This window comes from Mongoliitalea lutea (assembly GCF_014652135.1).
GTDB lineage: Bacteria > Bacteroidota > Bacteroidia > Cytophagales > Cyclobacteriaceae > Mongoliitalea > Mongoliitalea lutea.
The window spans coordinates 74,618-88,909 of sequence record NZ_BMYF01000003.1 but is presented as its reverse complement, the minus strand read 5'-3'; the positions used below and the strand labels follow the sequence as shown (position 1 = coordinate 88,909).

The 14,292-nt window shown below is 40.2% G+C and carries 8 protein-coding genes; 2 read left to right on the top strand and 6 right to left on the bottom strand.

The features are described from left to right. Window positions 1-187: 187 nt before the first annotated feature. Window positions 188-421 (top strand): hypothetical protein, encoded by a 234-nt coding sequence (locus IE080_RS03210; RefSeq protein WP_189579166.1) that lies wholly within the window; start codon window positions 188-190, stop codon window positions 419-421. Here the strand turns inward: IE080_RS03210 and tamL are convergent. Both tamL and IE080_RS03200 read right to left on the bottom strand, forming a co-directional pair. Continuing rightward, entirely contained in the window at window positions 418-2,712 is a 2,295-nt protein-coding gene (gene tamL / locus IE080_RS03205; protein ID WP_189579004.1) for a translocation and assembly module lipoprotein TamL, read from the bottom strand. The genes IE080_RS03210 and tamL overlap by 4 nt on opposite strands. Beyond that, the gene (locus IE080_RS03200; RefSeq protein ID WP_189579003.1) at window positions 2,709-7,787 is read right to left on the bottom strand and encodes a translocation/assembly module TamB domain-containing protein; all 5,079 of its coding nucleotides are present in this window, start codon (window positions 7,785-7,787) and stop codon (window positions 2,709-2,711) included. The genes tamL and IE080_RS03200 overlap by 4 nt, the downstream gene beginning before the upstream one ends. 228 nt (window positions 7,788-8,015) lie before the next feature. On the opposite strand from IE080_RS03200, the gene IE080_RS03195 reads away from it, so the two are divergent. Beyond that, window positions 8,016-8,246: a hypothetical protein gene (locus IE080_RS03195; RefSeq protein ID WP_189579002.1), complete on the top strand. Its 231-nt coding sequence runs from the start codon at window positions 8,016-8,018 to the stop codon at window positions 8,244-8,246. A 2-nt stretch (window positions 8,247-8,248) separates the two neighbouring features. On the opposite strand, the gene IE080_RS03190 is transcribed toward IE080_RS03195, so the two are convergent. The 4 genes from IE080_RS03190 to IE080_RS03175 form a co-directional block, all read right to left on the bottom strand. Next, window positions 8,249-9,430 (bottom strand): class I SAM-dependent rRNA methyltransferase, encoded by a 1,182-nt coding sequence (locus IE080_RS03190; protein WP_189579001.1) that lies wholly within the window; start codon window positions 9,428-9,430, stop codon window positions 8,249-8,251. Beyond that, a complete protein-coding gene (locus IE080_RS03185) occupies window positions 9,408-10,814 on the bottom strand; it encodes a high affinity choline transporter 1 (protein ID WP_189579000.1) in 1,407 nt (468 codons plus the stop codon). The genes IE080_RS03190 and IE080_RS03185 overlap by 23 nt, the downstream gene beginning before the upstream one ends. 627 nt (window positions 10,815-11,441) lie before the next feature. Next, window positions 11,442-13,055: an ABC-F family ATP-binding cassette domain-containing protein gene (locus tag IE080_RS03180; RefSeq protein WP_189578999.1), complete on the bottom strand. Its 1,614-nt coding sequence runs from the start codon at window positions 13,053-13,055 to the stop codon at window positions 11,442-11,444. Between the two features lie 155 nt (window positions 13,056-13,210). After that, the gene (locus IE080_RS03175) at window positions 13,211-13,789 is read right to left on the bottom strand and encodes a DUF4136 domain-containing protein (RefSeq protein WP_189578998.1); all 579 of its coding nucleotides are present in this window, start codon (window positions 13,787-13,789) and stop codon (window positions 13,211-13,213) included. Window positions 13,790-14,292 lie beyond the last annotated feature (503 nt).

Sequence of the window (14,292 nt, the reverse complement as noted above, 5' to 3'; positions counted from 1 at the left end):
TCATCGTTGTATTAACTATGCAACAAAGTTAGAAATGCATTTACAAAGTCAAAATTTCAAAGCTAAATTTTTACGATTTTTTGATAAAAATGGTCGTTTTCTTCAATCAGTGGACAAAAACAGCCATAGAAAATTCTTCCTAGATTCAGATTTGGGAAGCCTGATGAAATTTTTCTACCTTTCGGTCATGAAAAAAGGCAAAAGCTCCCCTCAATATTTTAAGCGCGTATTTGACGATTACCAAGTATTGGTCAAAGTAGATTCCGATACCTTCACAGGAATAGAATTGATTATCCATCCAGACGGTAAGGTTGAGAAAACAGAACTGGAATTTGATGAAGAGATCTTTGAGGACTTAGAAGTAGATGAATTCAAATTATCTAATCCTTTGGAATTTGAATTGTACCTCACCAAAGCTTAGAATGGATAGCCTATGGCGAAGTTGAGAATTAAATTATCTCTTCGCCAATCGCGCTCTCTTAAACGAACATCCGTCAACCATCGCTCTTCCGGTTGCAACCAAGGCCTTCTCAAAGGCGCTGCAAGATCAAAACGCAGTACAAATATTTGAATATCAAATCGCAAACCAAAGCCTGCCCCTACCCCAAGTTGCTCCGCCCATTTAGAAGAAAACTTACCTCCAGGCAGTGCCTCATTTTCGTTGAACAACCAAACGTTACCTGCATCCACAAATAAAGCTCCTTTCAGATATTTGTTAAATGGAAAACGGTATTCCAAATTGGACTCTATAATAATATCCCCTGCCTGATCGAAGAAACCGCCTGTACCAATACTCTGAGGAACAAAGCTACCTGGGCCTAAGGAGCGAATTCTAAATGCCCTGACACTTCGAGGCCCACCACTGAAATATTGCTTTACGAAAGGTAAAGAAACAGAATTCCCTAAAGGTGCACCCACTCCTCCGAAGAAGCGCGCAACCAACAGATTTTCAGTGGTAAACCGATGATACAAACGAAGGTCGATATCCCCTTTGATGTATTGGGCATACTCCAAGCCTAAGAAACTCTCTGGATTTCTTGAATTTACAATGGAGTTCCATGCTCCTAGAGTATTCCCAGCGATATCTATCGTACTGGCAAAGAACAATGGGGTCTTTCGATGTTCATCCACTAATTGATTGTAGTTAAAGGCATAATTCAATCCTAGAATAAACTGCTGCTCAAAACTTCGTCTTAGAAATGGATTCGAATTTAAAATTTCCTCAAAAGCTGGGGTAGTCCGCGCAAGATTTACCACACTTAAGGCTAGCGGATTAAACTCATGGTAGGCATACCGGTTGACATTCCAAAAGTAACCGAAAGAAGCATTGTAGGACTGAATCAGATACAAATCCGTTCTGTTTTGATACTCAAAGCCTAAGCCCATCCGTGTTTTAGGTATAGCAATTTGGAATCGATTCATCACAGGTACCGGGAAGAGTACCCTTGGAAAAATCAAATTTGCCTGCAATCCCAACTCAATGGATTGTAGTGCTTCCCGTTGCCCGGTAGCTACTTGCTGCTCATACCCTACATTCCCACGAAGGGTAAAGATTTCTCCGGCTTGGAATATATTTCGATTGGTATAATTCAGGACAAGACCCGGTCCAACAAAAGTATTGGACTTGGTGACCCCTTGGAGTTCTGCACGAACACTTCGTTTATTCAAGGGAGATAAAAATACGCGTGCATTTAAAGGGAACGTTCCATCTTCCATTAGAACTGTATCCGCTTGTTGAAATTCAATATTCACGTAGCGAAAATTCCCGATAGCTGACAATCGATTACTTGTCAAACGGGAGGTAGCCGGATTGAACCGGGTATTGTTCTTAAAGAGAATATAAGGTTCTAAGTATTCTGGTTTGAAGACCAACTCATCTTGGATGATATCAACCCCTCTGACATGAACGGTATCACCAGTTCTATCACTTCCGCCAATCGAGAAATTAGGAAAAACTGCTATGTTTTGGATGGTGTAGGGGTGCAGGGATCGTTGAGGAACATTGCTTTTCAAGCGCAGGACCAAGTCAAATTGTTTGTCTGTGTATTGATTGGTATCTGCTTCAAAAATCAATAAATCCGCATTAAAATTGAAATACCCTTTCCTTTTGAGCATCGCATCAATTCTCGTACGCTCATCTTTAAATTTTTCTAAATCAAACCTACTCCCCACTGGCAGTAAGGTGTTTTCCAAGTCTTCTTTAATGGTCTTCATGAGAACTGTTGTGTCCTCTTGCAAGGTATAGGATGCTAGGCGATAAGCTTCTCCAAAGGTTAGCGTATAAGCCACTTGGGCATATTTTCTGCCACGGGTGATTTCCGAACTCGCTTTACCTAAAAAATAACCCTTATTCTCCAGTCTGTTTAATAAAATACCTTCTGTTCGTTGAGGTTGGACTTTGGAAATATATACCGGTTCTTCCCCAAACTTTCTTGCTAAGTAACGATTGATGAATCCGGGCTTTTCTTTTTGTCCTTTATAATAGGCCCACAAACCAAATCGTTGCCCTAGAATAGAGGAGTTAGGATTTGGTCGCACCAAGGATTCTAATTCTGAACGGAGTTGTTGCCGTTCCCTTCGTTCAATGGGAGTTTCTAAGGTCAATTCGTAACCTGTATACAAATGCTCTCCTTCTGGAATAAACTTTTTCACACTACAAGCACTTGCCGATAGCAATAAGAAGCAGATCATATGTAAGTAAATTCTTCTCATTCGTATTCTTCCTCTTTTAATTGGGCTTCTTGTACAGGCTTAGTTTCATCAGATGTGTTCTCTGCTTCTTTGGAACGACGTTTCCATAATTCAGCAAATGCATTGAACTCCTTATTGAAAATTAGGGCTATACCCGTAACAATCAACTGACCATCAATGACTGATTCAAACTGATTTCTGCGGAATGCTTTAGCCCTCCATTGGGCACGTTGATCCAAAAGGTACTCAATGCTTACGTCTCCGAACAACGCGTCACCTTGATTAACCTGTCCTCGATCTCCCCCTTCTACATCTACTTGTCCACCAATGGAAATCACCAATCGATCATCCATGAGGGTTTGCTTGGCTGCCACACTCAATTGTGTTCGGTCTTGGGGACCTCCATTTTGGTAATCGGTAAAAGAATCCAAATCAAAATCCAAAGAGAAACCAGACTCCCCAAATAATCTGTCCGAAAGGGCATTCAACTGGGTACTCAAGACCTGACTGACGCTGGAACGGGCCAAATTTACAGAACCACCGGTACTCCCATCATTACCCATACTTGGGAAAAACTGGTTTAGTACCAACAAGGCAAACACTTGTTTGGTTAGTTCATCCTCTTTTTCATTCAATTGTGTTACGGCTGCATATACATTCCCTCCAAATACTCCTCGCTCATTCTCCGGCATATCCAACTCAAAAGAAATCTCTGGGCTCATCAATTCACCTTTGATATTCAAATAGACCATAAATGGTAAAACCTGCCTAAATTGTCCTCGGGTGCTGGCATCACTTCCACTCAATTGTGCCTGCATCAGCTCTGCGGCAGAAGTACGCACATTATAAATAGCAGTCAAATCCAAATTAGCATCCAATGGATCTCCTGTCCATGTCACTGAACTCCCCTCTCCCAATAAGAATCTTCTATTGACCAAGCCAAACAAATTCAACTCATAGTGTCCTTGTTTGACTTCATATTTTCCAGAGAGGGAAATATTCCCATTTTGATCCATCAACATATTCAAGTCTGCCTCTCCTTGCAACTTGAGGTTATCACCCGTACGCTCGTCCACAATCAGGTTGAATACAAAATTTGGATCAATCTTGATATTGGCTCGTACATCAAACCCTTGGGCTCCCTGTGTATATAATTCCAATTCTCGCTGGTAAAACATTTCATAGGGATCTTTGCGATTGACCATGAGCACTACCCCATCCCGCTCCTGCATATCCAGCTGATCTTCCGGCACGATAAACGTTATTTCAGATCCTCTGTTCATAGCAAATATGACATCAATTTTTGGCAAACTGAGCGGACCAGTCACCTTCATATCCAAATCAATATTGGCTCTTCCAAAAAATAAATCATTATCAGCTCTCGTAGAATTCAATAATTGGAATCCTTTGGTTTTCAAAGTCAAATCAAAACCTATATCGGAATAATCCTCCGTCAAAATTCTTCCATTGACCAAAAAGTTGCTTCCCAATGCATCCTTCATGGTGAAGTCTTTGAACTCCAAGTAATCTCTGTTTATGTCTACCCTTTCATCAGGAAATGCAAATTGAGCATTGATTGCACTTACTTTGAAACCTGCCTGATCCAACTTCAAAAATCCTTTGTAATCCAGGTCATCGGTTGATCCAAATGCTTTCAATTGTCCTGATAATTTACCAGTTGCGTTAGTAATCTCGCCCTCTGACAATATTTCTATCAGTTTTAAATCTATGGATTGGATGGCTACGTCTAGATCCAGCAACGATGCTACTTTATCTGAGCGCAATTGGCCTTCAATATCCGCATCTATCAAGCCATCCTTCAAATGCAATCCAAAGACATATTCTTTTAGATTTTGGGAATCAGCATCCAAGCTTAGGGTACCCAAGGGTATATCGAGAGCCACCAAATCTTTGATTGAAAAATCTGCCAGGAAACCAATATCCGCCAAAGGCCTTTCTATGATGATGCTTCCATTGGCTCTTCCTTTAAGAAAGGGTTCATCAGGATTCAAAAAAGAGGTTATCGTATTGACATCAAAATTATCAACCAACAAAGCGAAATGATCCTCATCAATGCCTTCCATTTGATTAGTCAATGAAAAGCGCTGATTCGTTCTGGTCAAATCAAAACTTTCGAATGCCAAATACCCTTCAGCATATCGGACAGCGTTTGCCTCGGGAATCTCCCAAGCCCGTTTATTGAGCGTGAAATTCTCAGGAATGATTTTGTATACCAAGGTATCTCCTTCCCAGAAAATGTGGGATTTTACAAAAATGATAAAATCATCCCCTTGCTTGGATTGGAATTGGGTAAAAATTTCCCGCTCTTTCAATCTACCGGAAAACTTGGTCTCCTCCATAGCAACGGGACCTGTATCCAAGGATTCAAAACTCAGAGCAACTTTCAACTCTTCCTTGTTTCCTGTTAAAGTCAACAGTAAACTATCCACTCCCAAGCCTCCGTATTGCATGAAGGGAACTTTCATTTGACCATTTAATCGAGATGCCTGCGCATCAAAATCAAAGTCAACACTGATGGAATCAATCCGCTCTACATTCGCTATCAACAACTGATCGATAAATGGGGTTGATTGAAAGGTAAAATTTCCTCTCGCTTTGACATCTTCCAATTGCTCTCTAGGCAACTTCTCAACAGCCAATTGATCTTCAATATATGCAGTTAAAGCTTCCCCTATGACATCAAACCCTCGATTTCCCTTGACTTCTCCATTTAAAAAATCACTTATGAGCTTCAATGAACTCTTGGTTTCTTTGTTTTCAACAGTCAGCTGCATATCGCCCATAGGAATGCTCCGCTGCCCTTGGATACGCATAAACGCATCCGAAATCATCAACTCACCCACAAAATCAGAACCATCAAAAGCAAATTCACCCGTAGATTTAAAGGTGGTGTTTACAGCTTGCTTGGTTAAGCCAAGGTGTTGTGCATTGAGGTTCTTCAAATCCAACAAAAGTTGCATTTCTGGTCGAAGGGTGTCTATGGTTGCCTTTACCTGAAGGTCCATTTTCAAAAACTCTAAAGGATGACTGACGGTCAACTCTGCATCCTTTTGTTCCAAAGAAGCCTGAATTTCCAATGCAGAAAAATCAATCCCATCCCAGATAAGTTGATCAAAGCCCAAGTTTAATTGAGCGATGGATTTATACACATCCTTTATTTCTCCATCTAAGGCCAATTGTAAAGAAATGGGCTCCAATTCGGGCAAATCAAGCATGGAACCAACCTGCAATTCCTTCAATTGGAGCTCTGTACTTACTATCCAAGCATCTTGGTCTTTCAAAAGCAAATTGGCGAAGGCATCTCCTAAGGAGCTCTTAAAATCTATAGTTCCTTCAAAATCTTTCATGCTGCCTTTCCCCTGTATGGCTAAAGCATAATTTTCCGGAACGTAGGCTTCTATATCTTCTGTCAAAAATCCTGCAATGGACGCTTTGGTTCCTGTCAGCTTTGCTTCATTGATCGCTAATGATAGCTTTTCTGTATCCAAATAGTTGAAAAACTCCCCTGCTTTCATCGCAAACCTCAAGTCCCGATTGTAAGAAGCATTCAAGCTATTCACTTTTACCTGGTGCTCATTGCCGGCAACTGTTCCATTGATGGCAAGTGCTTTTCCTCTGATCTCTTGGTACCAATCCTCCTTCGATAAACTTGGTTCAAAAAGGCTTAATTCCCGGAAATTAGTACCGAACTCCAGAAGATTGATCGTGTAATTCATTGCCAAGGGATTGGCCATCCAATCATTGATGGAGGCAAACGTTAAGTTGATGGCTGAACTGAGCTTACTTTCACCTGTTTGGAAGGTAACCTTAGGAATGTCGAGCTTTTGATCTGTCAGCAAAAAGTCCATTCCAAACTCCTTCAACTGAAATCCTGATGCTTCTTGGAAACGCAGTTCATCCAATTTCAAGGCTATTTTTCCAGGCTCTAAACTTAGTGCATGGGTTTCCAAGTTAAAATCCCTGACAGCTAATGCATCTGGATTGAAATAGCCTACCCTTGGAAGATTGTCATCTAGTGTATAGTTAAGGTCAACGTTGGATAACCCTAAATAATGCAAATGCACTGTCCAATCGGGCCATTCAAAACCGGAAGGGGATTCGGGTTCAGTTGTATTCGAAATATCCTTTTCAACTGTTTTGAGAGCCAAATCTATGGATGAGTTTTCCAAAGAAATTGATTTAAGCAAGACCTTTTGACTTTCCAAGTCAGCTTCGGGTAGTTGTAGCTTAAAGTCTCCTATGTGGACATCCGCTAAGATTCCATCTAGAATAGATTCATAATACAGGGCTATGTTATGCAACTGTCCATTTTGCAAAGTAATTAAGGGCAATGGAGTTCCTGTGTCTTCCTCTTGATCGGTGGAAGGCTCAAAAGGTTTGGATTGTACGTACCGAATACTAGCTTCCGTAAGGAGCAAGGCTTTCAAATCAAAGTTCATTTGATTCAAATCCACCGTTTGGGCATCCAATCGGAATGTATCCCATCGAAGTGAGGCATCTATCCCCAACCATTGGTCATCATAGATTAGATCAACCTTTTTGATCGAAACAACCGGTAGTTTGATTTTGGGAAAGTCGGATTCGGATTCATCTGCTGTAGCGTAATTTTCTTCTTCTTGACTTGGTTCACCAACGAATGGCGCTAACAAAAAATCAAAGTTAAATGCCTCGCTTTCATCCGACCTACTAACTCTTGCTACCAATCGCTCCCATTCCAATTTGGTCACCGTAATATCTCCTGATTGGATCAAAGGTCGGATGGCAACTCCTGTTTCCAAAGACCCTGAGTATACTAAAGTATCTCCCTTGGCGTCACTAACATACAAGTCTTCCAAGTACAAATCACCGGAAAAGGTAATAAATAGTCGTCCTATGCTGATTTCAGCACCTGTTTTTTTGGAAAGATAGTCAACCGCTTTGGTTACAATAATATTTTGTCCCCAAGGTGAACGGATAAATAGAATAGTTAACCCAATAAAAAGTATCAAGAAGGCGAGAACTCCTCCTAAGATTTTCAAAAGTCTGTAGAAAAATCGCTTGATAGTGATAGTATTTGGTTGAACTCTTAAACTCAAAGATATTACATTATGGGGTAATTCGCCTTTAAAATGACATCATTTAGGTTGAATTTGTTCAAAAAATCATGCCAAAAATCACAAAACAAACCAATGAAAACTTATTAGCTGAAAGATTTCATGGCCTTTTCTTATTCTCGCTATCTCGGTTATCAAATTGTTACTTTTTTAGGAAAATTATAGGGCATGAAAGAAAATATACTAACTTGAAAATCTATTGGTTGAGTTATGGAAATTTACTTTACGATTGGATTTTTGTTGAGCATTTATTTTCTGACAAGTCTTGCGCTTTCCCAAGGTTTTTTCCCTTACAGTAAGACCTTTATTCAGGACAAAAAAGGTGAAATCAAACCCATCTTTTATTATGGAAGAATCATGCTTATCAGCCTGCTGATCTCTATATCTTTAACTGCCTTGATGTTTTACTTTTTTATTTCCCCTGCTAATTTCCTTCCTTAAGTCTACTCTACATACAAAACCAATCCTTTCAAGTATTCTGTTTCTGTATGAAACAAATTGATAGGATGATCTGCCGGCTGAGATAGGTAATGTAAAATCCGCACATTTCGCTTGGCTTCAAAGGCCGCAGCAGTGACTGTATCAGCAAACAATTTCTTATCCACTACTTGGGAACAGGAAAAGGTAAATAATATCCCCCCTTTTTGAATACGCTTCAGTGCTTCTGCATTCAATCGCTTATAAGCCTGCACCGCATTATGCCTAGCTTTCATGTTTTTTGCAAAAGCAGGGGGGTCCAGTACGATGATGTCGTAATCCAAGTCAATTTCTCGGATATACTTGACCACATCTGCCACAATGGATGCATGCTTTCCGTTAAAACCGGTATTTAAAGCCACGTTTTTATCCGTCAACTCAATGGCTTTAGCTGAAATATCCACCGAGTGAACTTCCGTAGCGCCTGCTTTTAAGGCAGCCACAGAAAAACCACCCGAATAACAGAAGGTATTGAGTACTTTTTTGCCTTTGGCATAAAGGCCAAGCAAATTTCTATTTTCACGTTGATCTACAAAGAATCCTGTCTTCTGCCCTTTCTCCCAATCAATTTCATAGGCACACCCATATTCTAGTACTTGTGTAGTTTTGGGTTCACCCAAGACAATTCGGTTCTCTACACCAATATTCTTTGGTAAAGTCTCCGCACTTTTATCATACACACAATCCAAAGTATCCCCATAGACTGTTTTCAAGGCATTCGCAATTTCTTTCACATGCTTGTACATGCCTATCTGATGGCACTGAATCACTGCAGTGCCATTATAAAAATCGATGATTAATCCCGGAAAACCATCCCCTTCTCCATGCACCAATCGATACACATTCGTTTCCTTTGCATTAACCAATCCTATACTTTTTCTTACCTGATAGGCATCGCTCAGTCGTTTTTGCCAGAAGTAAGCATTAATCAATTCTTCTTGGAAACTGATGATTCGCACCATGATGGAGCCATATTGAAAATGCCCAATCCCTAAGAATTCTCCTTTAAAGCTATGAATCTGAACCAATTCACCGTTTTTAAGAGCTTCATCTTTTTCCAAAATAGCACCCGAAAACACCCAATGATGTCTTCTTAAAAGAGAAATCTCTTTGCCTTTGCCTAATTTAATGATGGGATATGGTAGCATTGTTTGATGATTTACGAGGGAAAATATAGGAGCCCACAACCATGCTTAAAGCACTAACCAAAAGTGCAGGAAGATGCTGGTAGACGGGTAGTTCTTCGAGTAAAGAGAAACCAAGGAAGGCAATCATTCCAAGGACTATGGACATCAAGGCCCCCATTTCCGAAGCTTTTTTCCAATATAGGCCTGCTGTCAATGGCACAAACAAGGATACCATCATCAAAATAGATGCTCCGGCGACCAATTCATAAATATTGGTTTTCCAATTGGCCATCAAGACTGCAATGATTGCCACCAAAATAATATTCAGGCGCAAGATCCAAAGGAAATGCACATCCTTTAAGCGTTTGCCAAAATAAGGACGGATTAAATTTTCTGAGATAATGGCCGAAGGTGCCAGTAACCCCGAACTTGTGGTACTCATGATGGCCGAAATCAAGGCCCCGAAAAAGAGGACTTGTACATGCAGACCTGAATGCCGCAACACCATTTCAGGAAGTAGCAACTGCTTGTTTTCCAGGTAAATTTCAGGGTAAAGAAACTTGGCACCTAAAGCAATAAACAAAGGCAACAATCCAATAGTCACATAAAAACCTCCAGCCAAATATGTGGATTGAATAGCAATTTTCTCACTTTTGGAAGCCATCACCCGTTGATAGATATCCTGTGAGGGAATACTTCCAATGCCCAAAATCATCCATGCACCCAAATAATTGAGCCAAGAAATACTATCCATATCCGGGAAAAACTGAAAGCTTCCTTCCGGGGCAGATTCCAAAATTGGCATCACTCCTCCTGCTTTCTCCGCTACTAATACCGCAACCCAAATCAGCCCAACCACAATCAGGGTAGTTTGGATAAAATCGGTAATGGAAATCGCCCACATCCCACCAAGAAAGGTATAAAACACCACAATCCCCGCAGAAATTAAAATCCCTTGTGAAATAGTCAGATCTGAAACTGAGGTAAAAATCAAAGCTAAGGCCACCAACTGTGCTGCCACGTATCCAAAATAGGCAGGTATCATAAAAAGGGAAGCAAAGAACTCTACCCGTTTTCCAAATAGCTTTTTATATACGTCACCAATGGTCAGCACATTCATCCGGTACATGGGTCTTAGATAAAATGCACCAAACAAAATCAAACACAATGCTCCACCAAACGGATCTTCAATAACTCCCTGTAGGCCATGTTCCAGATATTCCGATGAAGCTCCAAAAATAGTCTCCGAACCAAACCAAGTTGCAAACAATGCGGACGCTGACAAAAACAAGGGCAACTGCCTACCAGCCAACACAAAGTCATTGGAGTTTTTCACCAATTTCGACGACCAAGCCCCTATCAGGACGGTAATCAACAGGTATATGACGATGGAGGTTAGTAGCAATTGTAGTGATTGGTGATTAGTAAATAGTAATTAGTGAACTGCTGGCTGAGCGGGGTCGAAGCCGGTGAGCAGTGAACAGTTGGCAGTGAGCAGTGCATAGTTAACAATGAGTAATGATCAGTGCTTAGTGTTCTGATGGCTGAGCGGAGTCGAAGCCAGTAAGCATTGAACAGTGAGCAGAGCGTAGTTGGCAATGAGCAATTGGCAGTGCATAGTGAACAGTTTTAAATGAGGAATTAGGAATTAACGATAAGTTAGAGAGTATCAACAATTCAATTAATTAGGAATACGATTATTCTATATTTCTACTTGAATCCATACTTTGTACTTGTTACCTTGTACTTGGTACATTGTAAAGGTACTAGTTAAACCTGGCAGATTCCGAATTGCCCAACTATCTTTAAATCAGCAGCAAATCAACTCAAATCTCCCAGGTTTTTTACGATTTTGACCATCGTTTCTGTTCTAACATGGCCTTCATCGATTAACGCATTCTGAATTCTTCGCTCTGTATCCCCCTCTCCTCTATCACGATTAATAAAGTCTTATATCTTCTGTCTCGCTTCTCGTCTCTCGCATCTCGCATCTCGCCTCTCGCTTCTCATCTCTCGCTTCTCACTTCTCCCCTCACCCATACATCTTCGCTCTCAAAGCCTTAATTTCCTCTGATGCCAAATAATCATCATAAGGCATGCGGCGATCAATCGTGCCTTTTGGCGTGAATTCGATAATACGATTAGCGGTAGTAGATACGAATGCGTGGTCATAAGAACTTAATAACACAGTTCCATTAAATTCAACTACTGCATTGTTGAATGCTGTGATGGATTCCAAATCTAAGTGGTTGGTTGGTTCATCCATGACCAATAAGTTCGGGTTTTGAAGCATCATACGCGATACCATGCAGCGAACTTTTTCACCTCCGGAAAGAACAGATGATTTTTTCAAAGTTTCCTCACCTGTAAACAGCATTCTTCCCAAGAAAGTACGCACATAGGCTTCTTCCTGATTCGTGGAGAATTGTCTCAACCAATCGATCAAATTCAATTCCGTTTGGAAGAATTTAGAGTTGTCATTGGGTAAATAGGCTTTGTTGATCGTTACGCCCCACTTGAAGGAACCTTTTTGAACAGGAATTTCTTCCATGATGGTTTGGAAGAATTTATTGACAGCTTGTTTGGTTTTGGAGATAAAGGCAATTTTATCACCTTTGTCTACCATCAAATTGACATCGGTAAAGTAAATCGCATTATCATCCTTCAGCTCTAGTCCTTCGGTCATGAAGATTTGATCACCTGCTTCTCTTTCAGGTTTGAAGATGATTCCAGGATATTTACGAGTAGAAGGCTGAATTTCATCCACATTCAATTTCTCCAACATTTTTTTACGGGCAGTTGCCTGCTTAGACTTCGCCACGTTGGCGGAGAATCGTGCGATAAATTCCTGTAATTCCTTACGTTTTTCTTCTACTTTCTTATTTTGATCAGACTTTTGCTTGGCAGCTAATTGGGAGGATTCGTACCAGAAGGTGTAGTTACCTGAATAAATCTTGATCTTGCCAAAGTCAATATCCACAATATGTGTAGAAACGGAGTCCAAGAAATGTCTATCGTGGGAAACTACAATAACTAAGTTTTTGAAGTTGACTAAGAAGTCTTCCAACCAATTGATCGTTTCTGCATCCAAATCGTTGGTAGGCTCATCGAGAATTAGGATATCAGGATTACCGAAAAGCGCTTGGGCCAATAATACCCTCACTTTCTGATTACCTGCCAATTCTTTCATCGGAAGGTAATGTAAGTCTTCCGTAATGCCCAAACCGGACAATAAAGCTGCCGCATCAGACTCTGCATTCCAACCATCCATCTCAGCAAACTCAGCTTCCAATTCAGATGCTCTGATACCGTCTGCTTCGGTAAAATCTTCCTTCATATAGATTGCATCCTTTTCGGACATGATGGCAAAGAGTTTTTGATGCCCCATCAATACAGCCTTCAACACCTCAACTTCATCGTAAGCAAAGTGATTTTGCTTTAACACAGCCATCCTTTGGCCAGGAGTGATGTTGATAGCACCAGAAGTACTGTCTTGTTCACCAGAAAGTATTTTCAAAAAAGTGGATTTCCCTGCCCCGTTGGCACCGATTACACCATAGCAGTTACCGGGTGTGAATTTGAGGTTAACGTCTTCAAAAAGGGTACGTTTACCAAACTTGAGGGAAAGATTATCTACCGAAATCATGCGCTTCTTTTTTTATGAGGCTGCAAAGATAACCTTTATACCGTAAGCCTGCAAAAAGCTGGTGAACGAATTTGCTAGCAGGGTTTCTTTGGTGAAAATAAAAAAGCCAAGTATCACATAAAGGCTATTAGTCTTGTAGTGAACTTGGCTTTATTTTAATTTCTTGTGACTAGGCGAAACTGATCCATCACCCGGTAGGTTGCTTTTGTCAAATCAGATTGCCCATCAGGAGAGTACACATCAAAATCTCCAGCGGTATATCCCTGCCAAATAGTATTTCCTCTCTTATTATCGATTACATAAATTACTAAAAGTCCATTTTTCTCTACAAACTTTACACGGTTATAGGTTTCATCACGCTCCCGTTGTTGTCTTTCTTCCTCTTCAGTTAAATCAAAATCTGGCATCCTTCTATTCAACCAATAATCGAAATTTGGCTGATCATATCCTCTGTATTTAACAGAATCACTAAAAATTTTATAATTGATCAATAAATCGGGGCGATCCTGATCCATTCTAAAGCCTTGGGAACCTAATCTGGAAGAAATTGTCCGTTCGATCGCTTGATAGTACGTAACACTATCATCTGGAATTGCATTGACAACGAAATTGAAGGTTTTATACTTCTTGAAATTTCCCGAATAATTAAAATCATATTCGGCCACGAAGTCTTTTTGTGAAGCACAACCCAAAATGAGCAGCGCAAGAACAAGGATAAAATAGGTTTGTCGCATGATTAAATGGTTTTCAATTGGAGGTTTAACTTACATAATTCTATTTTGTTTAGAATGACCTATTGTGGCTCAACAATTTACATACTTTTTCCTACATAAATCAAGTGCCTTTTTTCCTTAGCACCTTAAAAAGGTATATCGCCGAAAATTTGGTAGTGATTGCTCATGATGGATTTGTTTGTAACCGGACACGTAAACGGTTGTTTACACACTTACTTTAACACTCATGAATTTAATGGGATCCTAAAAAAGAGCAGTTAATTTAAGTAGGTGATCTTGTAGATCGTGGAAATTTTTCTCCTGATACCATCCGTTTGGCTTTTGAATTAAAAAACACGTTTAAACAAACAGTGCATTTTATCCGAGTAATCATGAGCAACTTTTACTAGAATATATCCATGAACCGAAACTGGATAATTGGCTGTATAATGGAGGAAAAGAAACATTAGCCCAATTTGAAAAATCTAAACTAGACATTGAATTCTACGCTAATTGGATCAATA

Coding starts and splice junctions, on each gene's coding strand:
- IE080_RS03180 (WP_189578999.1), bottom strand. CDS start 13,055: ATGATTTCGGTAGATAATCTTTCCCTCAAGTTTGGTAAACGTACCCTT.
- IE080_RS03195 (WP_189579002.1), top strand. CDS start 8,016: ATGGAAATTTACTTTACGATTGGATTTTTGTTGAGCATTTATTTTCTG.
- tamL (WP_189579004.1), bottom strand. CDS start 2,712: ATGAGAAGAATTTACTTACATATGATCTGCTTCTTATTGCTATCGGCA.
- IE080_RS03175 (WP_189578998.1), bottom strand. CDS start 13,789: ATGCGACAAACCTATTTTATCCTTGTTCTTGCGCTGCTCATTTTGGGT.
- IE080_RS03210 (WP_189579166.1), top strand. CDS start 188: ATGAAAAAAGGCAAAAGCTCCCCTCAATATTTTAAGCGCGTATTTGAC.
- IE080_RS03190 (WP_189579001.1), bottom strand. CDS start 9,430: ATGCTACCATATCCCATCATTAAATTAGGCAAAGGCAAAGAGATTTCT.